The sequence below is a fragment of the Planctomycetaceae bacterium genome (genome assembly GCA_041398785.1).
Taxonomy (GTDB): domain Bacteria; phylum Planctomycetota; class Planctomycetia; order Planctomycetales; family Planctomycetaceae; genus JAWKUA01.
On record JAWKUA010000015.1, the window covers coordinates 1 to 16,927 of the forward strand.

Sequence of the window (16,927 nt, forward strand, 5' to 3'; positions counted from 1 at the left end):
GGTTGACAGCTTGCCGGCGATTTCAATCTTCCTGAGATTCGCGGAGACGTGCTATCGTGAAGACAGGAGAACGATCATGGAGAAATAGATTGCGAACGCAGAAGCAGCCCGGCAGGTGGCAGCGGCGGCAGGATTCACGAGCGTCGAGGATTACGTCAACCGGCTGATCAAGAAAGACGCAGACCTGCAGGCCGTCCGTGAAGGCGTGGCGGATGCAAAGACCGGAAAAGTCCGGCCCCTGGCAGACTTTGACGCCGAGTTTCGTCGCCGGCGTGGAATCGCACCGGACGCCGGATCGTGTTGACGGTCAGGATCACATCGCGAGCGGAAAGCGTGTCGTCACACGCGTTGTTTTCTTCTCCCATCGCCCCGCCCCGGTGGCCAACAAGTCCCGCAAAGTACGCCTTGGAAGCCGGGCAGCAGCGAGTTCCGCGATCTCAGCGGCTTCTCGCAACACGTGTTTCCATAACCCCTTGCGTCAGGATCGCTCGTCGTTCCAAATTTGGAACGGTTCAAGACAGAACGTCTGTTCCAAATTTGGGACGACACAAGACGCCATGTCTGTTCCAAATTTGGGACTGACGGAAGGACCAGGCTGTTGCACGCCTGGAGCAGGCTTCGGCCTGTGGCGTTTCACTCGTCGATGTACGGGTCGATGGAGATCGCAACGACGCCGGGGCCGGATTCGGGGTGATCGACGTCGCGGTCGTCGGATTCCCGGACCCAGCGGATCAGGCCGAGCGTCAGCAGTTCGGCCAGTTCCCGCAGGTTGCGGCCTTCGAATGTGATCACCTGCTTCGACATGCCGTGCAGCAGGACCTGCACAAAGCCGGCGTCGCGGTAGCGCACCTGACGCACATCGTTGTAGGTGAACGCCAGGATCTCGCCGGTGCTGAAACGAAGCTGAAACATGGCTGCGGGGATCTCGCCGTTCTGAGTCTTCCGCCAGGGAGCAGGGGACTCGGCGGCCGATTCCATCCGGCGGACTGCCGTCGGGAACAGGCGTTCGCGGCGGTTGTCGTTGAAGGAACGGGCGGCACTTTTCATCGCATTCAGCTCCTGCCTGGAGACGGTGTCGGGAACAGACTCAGTGAGCGGCCGGTGTCTGGCTGCGGTGATGGCGAGGGCGGTTCGCGGGGCGGCTGGCGATCACGGCGATCATTCCACCACTGCTGCAGCCGATCGCGGAAACTGCGGAACATTCCAAAGCCGCGGAGTCCGTGTGCTTCCCGGACATGCTGCGGCTCGCGGTCGGCCTCGGCTGCATTCCGTTGAGCACCGGTCACCAGTTCCGTCGCCGAAAGCTGATCACCGGAACGAGCGATCGCCTGACGAATCTTCGCCTTGTCATCGACGTAGATCGCCACGTCTTCACTGCCGCGGGACACGGTCACGTAAAACTGTTTGGCGTTGATGGCCGGCAGAGATTCCGATCCCATCGCCGCCATGGCAATCTGCCGGTCCTTGCCCTGACTGGCGTGGCTGGTGACGACATAGCCCAGATCCAGATGACCGTAGCTGCGATCGACCGTCATGCCGCTCTTCAGGATCAGATGGCCGTTTCGGTCGAAGCCCTGCACTTCATCGAGTCGACCGTTGCTGATGCGTCGCTTGCCGTCGTGCGACGTGCCGCCGAGACTGAACCTCAGCTTATCACCGACGGCGATGCCCAGCTTGCTTTCGCGGTAGACCTCGAACCGATCCGGGGAATCCAGCGGCAGGAACTTCCGGCCGCCATCGGCCAGTGACGTCAGCTCGACGCTGTTGCCCTGAATCCCGTTCACGCGAAACCGCTCGCCGCGCCGGAAGCCGGGCAGGTTCTGATGGAACTGCACGACCAGGTCATCGCGGCCGGAGTAGCTGGCGGCGTCGCCCTTCTGAGCTTCCGACAGATTCAGTGACCGGAGCTGTGTCACGCTGTGTTCATCGGTCGCCAGCGATCCGTTCTCCCGCAGCTTTGAGCGAATCGTTGCGGTGACCGCCCGGGCTTCGGCGTGCGTGGGAGCCACGATCAGCGACGACTTTCCCTTGCGGGCCGTTTTCAGGTACTGCTTGGCCAGCAGCTCGTGGCGTTCGTCGTGCCGGATTTCTTTGATCCTGCCCATGCGGTCGAGCATGTCGAAACCGGCCAGCAGCCCCGTCTTCCCGCTGCGTGCATCAACCACTTCGTGTCCCCGGCTGATCATGGCCACGGCCCTGCGATAGCGGCCCTTCTGCCGCTGGATTGCTTCGACGCGGGCGACGTTCAGACCGGCTTCCCGTTCGAGCAGCTTCATCGCTTCGCCCCGCCCCGGCGACGAATGCTGCCGCGTGTCTCCGGAAAGGACGACGCGGCAGTTCTGTTCCTTCGCCACGCGGAAGATGCCGTTCATCGATCTCACATCCAGCAGCCCGGCTTCGTCGATCCACAGCACCTGATCCTTCACTTCGGCCTGAAGCTGCGTGTTTCGCAGCAGGTGCTCGACCGTCTGAGCGTTCTGGAAACCCTTGTCCTGCAGAACCTCGCGGGCACCGGAGGAGGGAGCAAACGCGAAGACGGCTTTCCCATGGCCCCGGATCGCATCCGCCGCTTCCTGCATCAGCGATGACTTTCCGGTGCCGGCTCCTCCCGTCACGGCCGTGACCGTATCCCGCGACGTCAGCACGTGCTTGACCGCGTCCTTCTGCTGATCGTTCAGCCAGTCGCGGCGGAACTCGTATTCGGCCGAACCGATGGCCCGGCGGGTTCCGCGACCTTCGCGAGCGAAGCCGATCATCTGCTTCTCGGCGTTGAGTACTTCCCGTGTGGTGATGAACTGCCGGTCAGCCCCGTGAACATTGCGGCTGCGTTGAATGACGGGCATCCGGTCCAGCGTGCGTTCCATGGTTTCCGGCGACAGCGTCACCGCGTGTTCCAGAGCCGTGCCGACAATCTGATGCCGCTCAACCGTCGACAGCCGGTGCAGGTGATGGTCGAGTGCATACTTCAGCGACTTCTCCGCCCGCTGCTGTTCCATGCCGGCGGAACCGCGGTCGCTCTGGTCCTGCAATCGACCGAATGCGTTCCGTTCTTCCTGCGTCAGCCGCGACTTCCATTCCACCCGCAGCCGGTCGATGGACGTGCCCTTGTCCTTCTTCTCGCGAGTGACCGCTCCCAGCTTTCCCTTCTCGGCCTTGTCCGTAATGCCGCGTTCTTTCGCCGCCGTTTCCACCTGTTCGGTGCGGCGGGAGAACTTCTCGATCGTGCTGCGTTCCAGTCCCTGAATCTCCCAGCCCAGCTTCGTCCGGCCGGACTGCTCATACGACATCCGGCCGACGCGGTACCCGAGTTCATGCTGCAGCCGGTGAGCCAGCCGGGCTTCAAACTTCGCCTGCAGAGCCGGCCGCTGCCGGACGATCTCCTCCATTTCGCCGGCGTAGTGCTTCCCGTCCTGTTCGGTCCAGTTGATGACGAAGGCATGCACGTGCAGATGCGGGTCAGGCCGGCCGTCGACGGGTCGCGACGTCTTGTGCAGGAAATCAGCGTACACCAGCTTTCCCGTGGGAGTCCGCTGCTTCGAAGCCGCATGTTCGCCATGACGCACGCGACGCATCATCAGCGGTTCCACATCACGCTCCATCGTTTCGCGAACCGTCTGCCGCAGTGCCTCCACAATCCGCTCGTCGCCGTTGATGGCCCACGCCAGCGACACGGATTTCGGTACCGAAAAGGTCAGATCCATCCCCGGCCGCCGGTCACTGCGGCTCCGCTGCGTCAGAGCCGCCCCGGTTTCCGGATGCTTCCCGCCGAGCAGTGCCCCGAACTGTCCCCGCGTGACATCCGCACCCCGCTCCAACCCCAGCAATTCCGCCCCGCGACCATGCCACTGCCCGGAAACCTCCTGCCCCAGGTAATAGTCCCCCTGAGTCAAAACGGCATCGAAGTATTTGAGCGTATGCGAGACGCTTTTTGACTGAGTCGCGATGAGCATATTGAACCGTACGAATGACCCTGCAAAGGATCAAATCGCAGGTCACAGAATTGATAGGCTTGTCTCCTATGCACTGCATAGGCTGTCTCAACCCTGCCACGAAGGAACCGAATCCGCAACCTGTCAGCGAAGTTCATCCACAGGACGTCGGATCGAACCCTGCCTGGACCGGACGTGACTGAGTGCGACCAGCGGTCGCTTGCGGGAATCAATCGAAATGCTCTGAACAGCCGCGGGACTCATTGCCCACAGGGGCGCCCGGGACTGCGGCGATGGAGCACAATTGCAGTTGCCGACCCTTTCGGCGCCGGGAGACGACCGCGGGCGATTGTCGGCAGGTGACTGGCGGGATTTGGCATAGGGGTACTACCGATGCCGACGATCACTGCCCGGCGAATATCTACGACGATCTCGGCCGCAATTTGGCGTAAATCAACCCGTTCGACTATCGCACGACCACGTCTAGCAACGCCGGGGGGACGCGCGTGGCGCTGAGAGATGCCCAAGGTGCGCGGGTCGACCTTGTGTTTGGTTCAAAGTCACAACTGTGTGGCACCGCGGAAGTCTACGCATCCTAGGTTGTCCCTGGGCGCTCAACAGAGATTTCGTCGCGGTGAAAAGATCAGGTGATGAATCTCGATCAGTTTTCTCCTGCGATGTGAACAACGTTTGTACCACTGTCACGCGAAGCACCGGTTACGAACCAGCAGCTTTGGCTGTTTGACGCACCGGAGAAGTCTCCAGCGGGTCTTTTGGCTACCGCCACCGGTACTGTCGCGAGCCCTTGGCCATGTTGGAGCGTCACGCGGCCCGCATGGCCCAGAAAGTTCCCGGCGGGACTTAAATGACGCCACGTATCTCTGTCGCCGCTCCGCCGTAAACAGACGCCGGAACCGTAGGGAAACGACATCGCGGCACCGGATTGGCTCGCGATTTGCGATGCAGCGGTCAAACGTCGTTTACCTTGTGGGATCGACGGTTCAATTTCCGGGTGCGATTACCCGTCGGATCAGTCAGTACTTGTGACCGCCATGCAGAATGCACTCGAAAGTACCCACGCAGAGGATGGCAGATGTCTGCAACTACTTGCACACGCAGAATTCTCCAGAGCGAGATGTGTCGCAGGGTACTGGAAATCAAAGCGTCGCACCGGATATCGCGATGCCGGAAAAACACACGACCCGTCGTCGTGGTGACGGTGCACTGTTGAACACACCAGCTCGGGAGAACACCTGCGATGACGCCAGTGAGAATTGTCACAAACCACCAACTCTACTTCCTGCTGTCCCCTCTTGTGATCGGAGTCTGCATGCTCGCAGGTTGCGGGGCTCCGGAAGCGACTGTCGCGGAATCGCCGCATGAAGAGCACCACAAGATTCTCGTGACAAGTCCTGCTGCAAAAAACGTCACAGTCACGCAGAAGTACGTTTGTCAGATTCATTCACATCGACACATCGACGTGTGTGCTCTGGAGAGCGGATATCTTGAAGAGATTCCCGTCAAGGAAGGCCAGGAAGTCACGCAGGACGATCCGCTGTTCGTGATTCTGCCCACGCTTTACAGGGCAAGACTCGAAGCCGAAAAGGCTGAAGTAGATCTTGCGAAGATCGAATACAACAACACGGAAAAGCTATTCCAGCAAAAGGTAGTTGCACAGCCGGAGGTGGCGCTGGCCAAAGCCAAACTTGCCAAAGCCGAAGCAAAGATGCGGCTGACGCAGGCAGAACTGGATTTCACGACGATCAAAGCGCCCTTTAGCGGCATTATCGACCATCAGTATATGCAACAGGGCAGCCTGATTGCAGAAGGAGACATTCTTACGACTCTATCCGACAACCAAGTGATGTGGGTCTACTTCAACGTCCCGGAAAGAGATTATCTCGAATACGTTGCCGATCCACACAAGGATGATCTGATCGTCGAGCTTCAGCTTGCGAACGGGGAGAAGTTCTCCTATCCCGGACAAATCGGTGCAATCGAGGCTGACTTCAACAACGAGACCGGAAATATCGCCTTTCGCGCAGATTTCCCGAATCCGGATGGCCTGCTGCGCCACGGTCAGACCGGAACGGTATTGCTGGGCCGCGTTGTCCGGGCCGTCGTGGTGCCACAGCGCGCGACATTCGAAATTCTGGCCAAGAAATACGCTTTTGTCGTCACTGACGATGACGCCGACAGCGCGAGCGCGGGGGGTGATCACGAACAGCCAGTGACGGCCAATCATGATCATCCAGCATCACACGGTGTTGTACATCAGCGGGAGATCACCATTCAGGATGAACAGGACGATATCTTTCTGATCGGGAATGGTCTGACAGTTCACGACAAAATCATTCTTGAGGGAATTCGACAGGTGCGTGACGGGGAGCAAATTACCTACGAATTCAAGGCGCCAGAATCCGTTCTGGTCAACATGAAATACCACGCAGAATAGATCTCTGGCGCCGAGCATCGCGCAACAGGTCGACCAAAACGGATTCCGGCGCATATTGCGCATGCTCGCCCGCGCACGAACCGCTTTTTGTCATTCTGCAAACCAACCGGAAAAGAATTAGGACCATGTTCGCAAGAACACTGCATCGACCTGCGCTGGCCATCGTCATCTCACTGCTGATTCTCTTCATGGGCGGACTGGCGATCGTGGTGCTTCCGATTTCGCAGTTCCCCTCCGTCGCGCCTCCGAGCGTTCGGGTATCGGTGTCGTATCCTGGAGCGAGTGCCAAAATTCTGGTGGACTCGACCATGGTCCTCATCGAGCAGGCTATCAATGGCGTGCCGAATATGCGCTACATGCAGGGTGCCGCCACCAGTGCCGGCGAAGGAACGATCCAGATTACATTTGAACCCGGCACGGATCCCGACGTCGCTGTCATGAATGTGAACAATCGCGTGCAAATGGTTAAGAATAACCTTCCGCCGATTGTGCAGCGAGAAGGAATTATCGTCATGCAGAACATGACCAGCATGCTGATGTACGTCAACATTTTCAGCAGGGATCCGAACGTCGATCAAAACTTTCTTTACAACTATGCGACGGTGAAGGTACTGAACGAAATCAAGCGAATCCCGGGGATCGGAAGTGCTCAGATTCTCGGCAATCGAGCCTACGCGATGCGCGTCGAACTGGATCTCGAGCGAATGCGAGCCTACAACGTGGCCGCTGAGGACGTCATGGAGGCACTGGCGGACCAAAGCATGATCGGATCGCCCGGACGGCTCGGCCAGGCCACCGGCCAGACGTCCCAGACCCTGGAGTACGTGCTGACATGGATCGGGAGGTACGAGACGCCCGAACAATACGAAGACATCATACTGAAGGCAAACTCAAAAGGAGAAATCCTGCATAAGAGATGTCGCGAAGGTCTCACTCGGCTCATCATTCTACGATCTTTATTCAGACATTGACGGATTGCCATCCGCAGCCATCGTCCTTAAGCAGACTCCCGGGTCAAATGCAGCCGAAGTAATTGAAAAGGTCAAAGCCAAAGTCGAGGAAATCAGGAGACTACTTTTCCACCCGGTATGGATTACGCAGTCACCTACGACGTATCCAGCTTCTTGGAAGCGTCGATTGAGAAAGTATTGCACACGCTATTTGAAGCATTTGTGCTCGTGTCTCTGGTGGTGTTTCTGTTTCTAGGCGATATCCGCAGTACATTGATTCCGACACTGGCTGTACCGGTCTCGCTGATTGGAACATTCTTCTTCATGCTAATGTTCGGAATGTCCGTCAACTTGATCACACTGTTCGCCCTGGTACTGGCCATCGGTGTTGTGGTCGACGACGCAATCGTGGTGGTCGAGGCCGTGCACGAAAAGATGCACACGAAGCATCTCGGGCCGTATCAGGCGACTCAGCAAGTGATGCACGAAATCAGCGGCGCAATCATTGCCATTACACTGGTGATGACGGCCGTGTTTATCCCGGTCACATTCATGACGGGCCCGGTCGGCGTGTTCTACCGACAGTTTGCGCTGACAATGGCCATGTCCATTGTGATCTCCGGCGTGGTTGCTCTGACACTTACGCCGGTTCTGTGCGCGATGATTCTCAGATCGCACAGAACCCAATCCACGCAACGGGGCCTTGTGGGCGTACTGAACCGAAGTCTGGCGAGAGTTGCCGGCGGCTATGCCTTCATCGTTCGCGAATTGTTGTGCGCGTTGCTGGGCGTCGGAGTCGGTGCCGGCGTCTGGGCACTCCTGCAAAATGAATCCGTCCACTCGCTGTTGTCCGAGCAGTTTGAGCTGACAGCACCCCGACTGTGGATCATTGTCGGCCTGGTGGGAGTGATGGCCACCATGACCTTCCGTGCAAGGTTTTCGGGAGGTGAAGGAGTCACCAAGATACGCGGTCCTCTGGGAATGTTTTTGCACGCGTTTGACCAGGGCGTTGAAAAGGTCACAGCCGGCTACGCAGCAATCCTTGGAAAAATCGTGACTAGGCGGCTGTTTACTTTGCTCGTCATCGGCAGCTTCGGCTATGGAATCATGGCGGTGTCGAGAGTTCTTCCGACAGGCTTTATTCCATTGGAGGACCAGGGCATGATTTACGGCATCGTGCAGACGCCGCCCGGATCAACACTGGAATACACGAACTCAAAGTGTCATGAACTGCAGGCTATCTGCAAGGAGATGGACGAAATCACGTCCGTGTCTTCCATCGCCGGCTATGAGGTACTGACGGAAGGCCGTGGATCCAATGCAGGGACGTGTATCATTAATCTGAAGTCCTGGGCGGATCGGAATCTCACGTCCAAGCAGATCATTGAAGAACTTGAAGAGAAGGGCAGGGAAATCGCCAATGTGAAGCTGGAGTTTTTCGAACCGCCGGCTGTGCCGGGTTTCGGAGCGGCTGGCGGATTCGCCGTGAACCTGCTCGACAAGACGAACAGTGGCGATTATCTTGCTCTTGGTGAGGAGACGGACAGGTTCATGGAGGCACTGGGAAAACGCAGGGAGCTGAAGGGACTGTTTACCTTTTTTGCGGCTAACTACCCGCAGTACGAGATCGTCATCGACAATAACGTCGCCATGCAGAAGGGAGTATCCATCCGTGATGCGATGGACAATCTGTCGATTGTGATCGGAAGCACGTGGGAGCAGGGGTTTGTGAGGTTTGGACAGTTCTACAAGGTTTATGTTCAGGCCGCGCCGCAGTTTCGGCGGTTTCCCGAAGACCTGGCGAACATGTTCGTAAAGAACGACAGAGGGGAGATGGTACCGTATTCGGCGTTCATGAAGCTCGAAAAGAAGCAGGGGCTCAACGAAATCACGCGATACAATCTGTATCCAACCGCCCCGATTCAGGGGGCACCTGCGAAAGGCTACAGCAGCGGTGAGGCCATTGCGGCCATTAAGCAGGTAGCTGCGGAAACGCTTCCGAACGGCTTTGATATCGACTGGCAGGGGCTGGCCTACGACGAATCCAGAGCGGGAGATACGGCAGTCTATATTTTTTTGATCGTTGTCATCTTCGTGTACATGGTTCTTGTGGCCCAGTATGAGAGCTTCCTGCTGCCACTGGCCGTCATTATCTCACTGCCGGTTGGAATCTTTGGAGCCTTTGCGCTACTGAAGGCGATGGGCCTGTCAAACGATGTTTATTGTCAGATCGGCATGGTCATGCTGGTTGGACTTCTCGGCAAGAATGCGATTCTGATCATTGAATTCGCCGTTCAGCGGCGGCAGGAGGGCCTGTCGCTTAAGGATGCCGCGATCGAGGGCGGGCGACTGCGATTCCGGCCGATTCTGATGACGTCCTTCGCATTCATCGTGGGGATGGTCCCGCTTGTCCGGGCCACGGGTGCCGGCGCTATCGGGAATCGAACGATCGGAACCACGGCTGCTGGCGGGATGCTTCTGGGTACCGTAGTCGGTGTTCTCGTGATTCCCGGCCTTTATTACATCTTTGGAACGATGGCCGATGGGAAGCACCTCATTCGAGACGAACACGATGAACCGCTGAGTGAGATGTTTAAACGCGAATCTGAAAGTCAAGATTGACGCAAGACGTTTCTGGCGACTCCGACCCGCTGCCGCCATGCGCTGCCTGGTCCCGGATCGGGACCATCGCGCGGCAGTGCACCGCCATGTCTTGCAGCCGAGAAGTCGGCTTCGGCAGGTCTCACTGGTGCGATTACGCAGGATTCGAAGAGATTTCCGGTTCAGTATTCGCACCTTTCAACCGGAGAGCAGGACCATCCGATTCCTGTCCACGGAAGCGCGGCCCGAGACGTGACGGTTTTTCCGGTGTTGGTACAACGCTCAACCGGTTCGAAGGATCCAGACAGGAAAACACTGACCGGAAGACGCACTGGAGGACGAAAGTCAATGGTTGGAGTCAGGGCCAACCAGAACTGCATATGCTGCCGCATGACGCTCGATGTCGGATGGCCGACAGTCGAAAAACTCTCAGGGACGAGAACGATGCATCCTTTCGCACGACCTGCGAACACGCAGCAAATAAGATCTGCTGTTTTCGCGGCAGTCTTCGTTTGCCAGTTTCTGGTGACTCCGGGATGCCGAATCCCCGGTTTGCGCGGTCCGGACCCGGGAAAGCAGGTGCCGGAATCCTTCAAGGTGCCGGCGGATGAGGAGTTCGACTGGGAAAGTTCAGGAAGGATTGACTTCCACGAGTTCTTCAATGATCCGATTCTGACGGGCCTGATCGACCAGGCACTGGTCGACAATCAGGAACTCCGGATTCTGGCTCAGGATATTCAAATCGCCGGCAATGAGACATTTGCGCGGAGCGGTGCCTATCTGCCGTTCTTCTTTCTCGGAGGACGTGCCGGGGCAGAGAAACCCGGTGCGTTCACGCGTTCCGGCGCCGTTGAGGAAAACCTGACGGCACGCGGCAGGCGTTTTGGTGAGCCGCTACCTGATTTTCTCGTCGCCGCCAATATCTCATGGCAGCTTGATATCTGGGGACAACTTCACGATGCGCAGCGTGCGGCATGCTTGCGATACCTGGGAACCATTGAAGGTCGGAACTACGTTGTTACCCGCCTCGTCGCCGAGCTTGCCGACAATTACTATGAGTTGATGGCGCTGGACAAGCGACTTGAAACACTGGACATCACGATCGCGCTGCAGGAAGCGAGCCTTAAACTGGCGCAAGCCAAGAAGGATGCCGGCCGCGGTACGGAACTGGCGGTTCAGCGGTTTCAGGCGGAAGTCTACAAGAATCAAAGCCAAAAGCTGATCATTGCGCAGGAAATCATCGAGGTCGAAAACCGGATCAACTTCCTGGCCGGTCGCTACCCGCAGACCGTCGATCGCAGAGTCGAGGACTTCGTCAATCTTGAACTTCCGGCACTGAGCGCCGGAGTTCCTTCACAGTTGTTGCAGAATCGTGCAGACATCCGGCAGGCGGAACGTGAACTGGCAGCATCCGGCCTTGAAGTTGATATTGCCCGTGCGAACTTCTATCCCTCGCTGATCATCAACGCCGGTGTGGGTTACAACGCGTTTAATGCAAAATATCTGTTCAATACTCCGGAATCTCTGATCTACAATCTTGCCGGTGACCTGGTTGCGCCCGTAATCAACAGACGAGCGATCGAGGCGGAATATTGCAGCGCGAATGCCGAACAGATTCAGGCCCTGTACAACTACCAGCGAACGATCCTGAACGCCTTCACGGAAGTCGTCAACCGCATGAACAAGGTTGACAACTACCGGAAGAGCCTGGCGGTCAAGCGGCAGCAGTTGCAGGCGCTGGAATCGTCAGTCGACGCTGCCACCAAGCTCTTTCAGAACGCCCGCGCGGAGTACGTCGAGGTGCTGCTGGCTCAACGTGACCTGCAGGAGGCCCGGATGGTCATCATCGAGACTAAGCAGCAACAACTGGCAGCTACCGTGGACGCCTATCAGGCGCTCGGCGGTGGAGGTCATGTGCAGGCAGCGCAACAATAATTGCTGTTGCACGGGCCTCTGCGCCTACCGCTTGACGATCTCCTGACGTGAGTCTACGACTGCTTCGGCCGCGCAGTGCAAGGCGGTTAGATCAGCGGGCAGGGAATCCAGGAGAATTTTCTGACCGCTTCAGAGGATTTCTGCAGCGCGTGGCTGGCCAGCGGTGCAGGAAAATCGGTGATCCGCTTCGTTTCGGAACGTTGATCGCATTGGCGACCATCTGCATCAGACAAACCTGAACCTCCCTGGCACGAGAGCCTGAGACCGCCATCCACTGGTCATGCAGGCGTCAGCAGAGAGGCAGTCTGACGCGTGCAGCCAATCTGCTGAGTCCGGGCACGGCCGACTACGGAACCGCTTATTGGTGGGACCGACGAGGCGTGTGGCTGGAGCCCGCACGACGATTAGCCTTCCGGTCATGTGCGTGGAATGGACAATGCCCGATCACGGCGAATCGGTTTCGAGCCTGATCGCCAAACGAGATGTTTACCGTTCCGTTTGGGCGCCCCGCACTTCACTGGACTTGATGTACACGGCTCTGCGGAGGCGATTGATGCCTCCCAGCGGCCGGTGTTCGACAACTCCGTGCCAGGGAGTGAAAAACAGTTTCTCACATCGTTCCCGGAGCGATGCCGAGTCGAATTCCTGCGGCGGAATCTCGATCGTAGCGACCGCTGTAAACTCGTCGTGCCATTCCGTGGACGCGTTCTCAATGTCGGCCGCGACATCCAGTTCCGACGCATCCCTCACCTGAATTTCAAAAGCAAAGACGACCGGTTCTGACTGCAGACGCCGGGCGAGTGCGTCGCGCAGATAGTCCGGTGATGCGACGTCCGGCGAGTCACTGCTGCGATTGACGGGACGGGCACGAAACTTCATGACTCGATGTTCTCCGAAGAGAAACGGCGCGGCACTGAAGTAGGCGGCGTCGACCGGACTTGCCGGCGGCATTTCGAATGCGCCCCTGTCGCCGTCGACCTGTGGCGATGCAATCCGGGCCGCAATTTGTGCCGTCCGTCTGGCTCGCTCTGCTTTATCCGGATCGCCGGACTCCATCAGCCGCTTTACAAACTCTGCACTTTTGTCTGTCACCGACGGGTCGAGCAGAAGTTTGGTGATGACTTCGTAGTCCTCGACATTGGCAAATGCAAACGCCGGCTGATTGACCATCACGAAATCCTGCGTCAGCGCGCCGCTTCCCGGGAGCAGCGGTTCCCCTCTCACACCGAACAGCTTGACAGCCATGCCCCGGCTACCGTGAACCGGGCTTCCATCGCCGTCAGTTGTCGAGTCCGGACCCGGAATGACACTTGCGTTTGAGAATCGAATCAACGCTTCATAGGACGCACCCGGTTGAAAGACTCCCACGGCAAGATCCGCAGGCAATTCCGGAGACACGGTGAACGTGGCTGTGACGCAGCCATGATCCTTGGGATGGACGCCGCGGAGAATCGGTTTGTCGCGGTACATCGCCTGCATCCGGCGGGCGGTCATGTCCACAATGCCGGCGATCTGTTCTTCTTCGCCGTTTGGAATCTGCTCGAGCTGCACCTGCTCGTCGGTCACGGGACCCGGGAGCCACTTCATGAACTCGATCAGCGCGAATCGTTCGTTGTCCGTGAAATCCCGCCATTCTCCATTCTCGAACGTTTGTGTGAACCCTTCGTGGACATCATGGCCGTGGCCCTCATGCCCCGCATTGGAATTGCCGGGGATCGGAATCCCGTGTTCATCGAATACCCGGAACATTGAGCCGATTTCGGCCGGCGTCGTTTCAAATCCAACCCGGAGCGGATCAAACCTGCGCGAACCCACCCAGAACGAAGCTGAACGTTGCTTCGCCGACAACAGGGTTTCATAGAGATTGGGGACTGAACCGTTGTGAAAATAGGGAGCCGATGCCCAGATTCCCTCCAGCGGTCGCGAGATGAAGCCCGGCGCGTTTCGGTTCGGATCGCCGGGATGCAGCGAGTCGACGTGAGTGTTTTCAATCGCGTCCCGTTTGCGTTTCACTCTTTCGACGACTTCCGCCACAAGCCGGATGCGGGGGATCTGCTCTCGCCCTCCCAGCAGCGGCCCCAGCGGCCCGGTGAATGCGAGGTCTTCGGGAGAGAGATTTTTCAGAAACTGTAGATCGGTTCCCACCATTGCAGTGCGGATCGGAATTCTTCCCAGGTGGTTGAGTGCAAAACTGCCATCTTGTTTACGCAGCGGATGGCATGACTGGCAGTTCTGACGAAACAGCTCCCTTCCGAGATTGACCTTCTCCGTATCGAGCTTGCCGAGAATATGCTCCGGCCACGGCGGCGGTCTGAGGTTCTGCAACAGTCCGTGTTCCAACCGCACAAGATTCGCCAGACGAACCGTCGAATCGAACTGGCCGGGACCCGCGGCCACGCTGAATGCGCCAAACACTCCCAGCACTTCGCCAACATTGCGGTTCTCCGCGTTTGAGGCGGAGGCGCCCCACTGGACATGGCTCATCCGGGGTGTATTCCACAGCGTCGGATAACTGACTGGCGCATTCGACGGCCGGTGGTTTCGCGAATCATCCAGGGCCGTTTCGCACACCGCGTTCAGAATCGCACCAAAGGCGTCCAGTCTTCCGAATCCGTATGAGTGCTGTGCCTTGTTGCGCGCCACGAGTCGGTTGACTGCGTCCGCGACCTGCGCCACTTCCTCCCGCAGTTGCTCGACGTTGCCAGCGTCGCGTCCGAGTCTTTCCGAAAACCGTGCCAGCTTCTTGTGATTGCGATGTGTTGCGTCCAGAGATTTGCCCAGATCCCGCAGAAATGACTCGAAGTCCACCTGCGCCGAACCACCCTCGATGCGGATTGTGTCCCCTGCGAATTCCATCTCATGAGTGTGGCAGGCAGCGCAAGTCAGACCAAACCAGGATCTGCGTTCCCTGGGATAAAGTTTCTCGTCAAATGCGCTCCCGAGATACGCCTGCTTGATCTCAAATCGAGTCGCGGCTTCGATCTGAGAGACGTCGGACTCGCGCAGGCCGGCCAGCCTGTTGAATTCCGGATCAATGCCGTCGCGGACAAAGCCGACAGGCAGCGCATCGGGATTTCGGGGTGAGGCAGAAGCCGGGAGAACTCCGTAACGGCGCATGTTCTCGTCGTCGCGGAAAAGACGCCGGTTATGGACCTGTTCCAGCGCCAGGAACCACTGGTACGGAATCAGTTGCGACCCCTGTGCGGTGAAGTAAAACTCCTCGCGGTCTTCAGGCGTCCATCCCTGGTCAAGGTCATGTGTCTGGCCGCGGGCGTTCGCCGCGACTGAAGCGATCAGCAGGATGAGAAGCGTTCGCATGTCAGATGCGCCTTTCCGCTGAAGCCGAAACGACCGGAGTTGCATCATCTGACAATCGGATCGACATTGAGTCGAGGATACCGCCGCTGATTTGGAACAAAGTGAATTCCACGAAGCGGTTCTGGTCAACTCCTCTCTGCAGATGGCAGCGGGACCCAACCGCAGTCGTCGAGTTGCATCCCTCGGCAGACGCGTTCCGGTGCGGTGACTCAGCGGAGCGTGGAACAGGCACCGGCAGCGACCATCGTGCAGTTGCGGCAGAGCGGCTGCAGTATTTCGATGATGATCACACCGCCGAATCACAGAATGGCGGCTTCGGCACAGCCCCGGCCCGGGTTGAACGGATCGACGTGAACACGACCCCGCAGAGGACGAATCTGCGCCTGTCAACGACTGTTGTTAAGCGCACGACACTTACCGGTTGTACGCCCAGACTGACTAAACGCGCGGCAGCCATGTGCCGGCCGATACACCGCCACTCACTTCCGCGGAGTGTCGAATCGCACGCGATGTCAGGGTGCGCTCAGAGCCGCGTCGTCGCGTAGAAGTCGACCATCCCAAAGAACAGCAGTGCGGAACACAGGACACTGAGTCCGACAACCAGGCTCCCGATGATGCGAGTTCGCCTGATCTGCCACCACATGAATATGCCTGTGAGCGCCCATGTCACCATTGCAAACGCCATCGTATCAAGCAGCAGCGACCAGACCATTCTGGCATTCCAGTGCGGTGGCTGGCCGTGCGAGGTGTGAAGTCGCATGAAGAACTGGCGTGCCGAAAATCCCGGATCACCCGGCCTGTAAGGCGTTACGTCCACGTGACCATCCCGCAGCACATACGTGACGAGCGCCGGTGAACCGTCGACCTGCGCCAGAAAGTTCAGCTTGCACCATCCGCGGGGACGCGGCGCTGAAGCCGATTCAATACCTGCGCTTGTCATGATTGCCGGGACAGCCTGTTGCGCAGTGGAATAAGGATTCTCGGGCAACTCGATGTTTTTCACACCGGGAAGCAGGGCCTCCATCGAAGCAGCGTCAGGAATCTCGACGACTCTTGCCGAACGGACCACGGGGTCGATATGCACGGCATGCTTTCGGTTGTCGGCGGTGACCTCCAGAATAACGTCGTTGTTGAACGCCGCTCTGTGGTTGCTGTCAAGCGCGATCGTGTGCCCGGGTGCCGCTTCCTTCATCGCGGCAACGACGCATTCAGCGAGGTCGGACGGCGCTGGAAAGACGGCGAGGCTGCTGTCGGCCAGTTGTTCGGCGGGAACATCAACGAAACTCGACTCCGGAAACAACCAGAGATGGTTGAACATCGCGCCGGTAATCCCGTACAGCAGGACCCACGGCAACAGAAACAGTCCGGCGTACAGATGAACGCGACGAATGAAGATGTTGAGACGCCCTGCAACTCGCCGTCCTGACTTCGACGCTGAGGGCGCGGAGGAATCACCGGACACGGAAGTGGCTTTCGCTGAAGCGGATTGATGCTGGCAGTGCGGGCTGGTGCACCGGCATTACATCACCACAGGCTGATCCACGCAATCTGCAAATGAATCCGCAGGTCGGCCGGAATCCCTGCGGCTTCGAGATTCTGCAACCTCTCACCGAACTCCACAACACAGGCGATGTTGCCGACTCTGCAGCCCGCTGCTTGCAAACCCGCCAAACCGACCCGAAACTGGGCAGGGAGTTGCAGAATGCCTCACGCGTCCGGACGTGGTAAATGTCGCGTCC

7 protein-coding genes and 2 pseudogenes are annotated in these 16,927 nt (G+C 58.3%); 5 read left to right on the plus strand and 4 right to left on the minus strand.

Annotated features, from left to right (window positions below; genetic code table 11):
* Positions 1-633: 633 nt before the first annotated feature.
* Together R3C19_17305 and mobF are read right to left on the minus strand one after the other, a co-directional pair.
* Entirely contained in the window at positions 634-1,047 is a 414-nt protein-coding gene (locus tag R3C19_17305) for a hypothetical protein (protein ID MEZ6062101.1), read from the minus strand.
* Positions 1,048-1,052: 5 nt separating this feature from the next.
* Positions 1,053-3,950 carry a MobF family relaxase gene (gene mobF / locus R3C19_17310; protein ID MEZ6062102.1) on the minus strand — a complete coding sequence of 966 codons (2,898 nt, stop codon included), beginning with the start codon at positions 3,948-3,950 and terminating at the stop codon, positions 1,053-1,055.
* Between the two features lie 1,294 nt (positions 3,951-5,244).
* Between mobF and R3C19_17315 the strand changes: the two genes are divergently transcribed.
* The 5 genes and pseudogenes from R3C19_17315 to R3C19_17335 all read left to right on the plus strand — a co-directional run bounded on the left by R3C19_17315 (position 5,245) and on the right by R3C19_17335 (position 11,870).
* Positions 5,245-6,384 carry an efflux RND transporter periplasmic adaptor subunit gene (locus tag R3C19_17315; GenBank protein MEZ6062103.1) on the plus strand — a complete coding sequence of 380 codons (1,140 nt, stop codon included), beginning with the start codon at positions 5,245-5,247 and terminating at the stop codon, positions 6,382-6,384.
* Positions 6,385-6,572: 188 nt separating this feature from the next.
* Positions 6,573-7,389 (plus strand): annotated as a pseudogene (locus R3C19_17320) (efflux RND transporter permease subunit).
* Between the two features lie 74 nt (positions 7,390-7,463).
* Positions 7,464-8,018 (plus strand): annotated as a pseudogene (locus R3C19_17325) (efflux RND transporter permease subunit).
* Between the two features lie 297 nt (positions 8,019-8,315).
* On the plus strand, positions 8,316-9,956 hold the full coding sequence (locus R3C19_17330; GenBank protein ID MEZ6062104.1) for an efflux RND transporter permease subunit: 1,641 nt from the start codon (positions 8,316-8,318) through the stop codon (positions 9,954-9,956).
* A gap of 423 nt (positions 9,957-10,379) precedes the next feature.
* Positions 10,380-11,870 carry a TolC family protein gene (locus R3C19_17335; GenBank protein ID MEZ6062105.1) on the plus strand — a complete coding sequence of 497 codons (1,491 nt, stop codon included), beginning with the start codon at positions 10,380-10,382 and terminating at the stop codon, positions 11,868-11,870.
* A gap of 486 nt (positions 11,871-12,356) precedes the next feature.
* On the opposite strand, the gene R3C19_17340 is transcribed toward R3C19_17335, so the two are convergent.
* Positions 12,357-15,188, minus strand: coding sequence for a catalase family protein (locus tag R3C19_17340; GenBank protein MEZ6062106.1), 2,832 nt, complete (start codon positions 15,186-15,188; stop codon positions 12,357-12,359).
* Positions 15,189-15,711: 523 nt separating this feature from the next.
* Positions 15,712-16,650: a PepSY domain-containing protein gene (locus tag R3C19_17345; GenBank protein MEZ6062107.1), complete on the minus strand. Its 939-nt coding sequence runs from the start codon at positions 16,648-16,650 to the stop codon at positions 15,712-15,714.
* Positions 16,651-16,927 lie beyond the last annotated feature (277 nt).

What these genes read in the sequence shown, in the direction of transcription:
- R3C19_17305 (MEZ6062101.1), bottom strand. Translation starts at nt 1,047, where the DNA reads ATGAAAAGTGCCGCCCGTTCCTTCAACGACAACCGCCGCGAACGCCTG.
- mobF (MEZ6062102.1), bottom strand. Translation starts at nt 3,950, where the DNA reads ATGCTCATCGCGACTCAGTCAAAAAGCGTCTCGCATACGCTCAAATAC.
- R3C19_17330 (MEZ6062104.1), top strand. Translation starts at nt 8,316, where the DNA reads ATGTTTTTGCACGCGTTTGACCAGGGCGTTGAAAAGGTCACAGCCGGC.
- R3C19_17335 (MEZ6062105.1), top strand. Translation starts at nt 10,380, where the DNA reads ATGCATCCTTTCGCACGACCTGCGAACACGCAGCAAATAAGATCTGCT.
- R3C19_17340 (MEZ6062106.1), bottom strand. Translation starts at nt 15,188, where the DNA reads ATGCGAACGCTTCTCATCCTGCTGATCGCTTCAGTCGCGGCGAACGCC.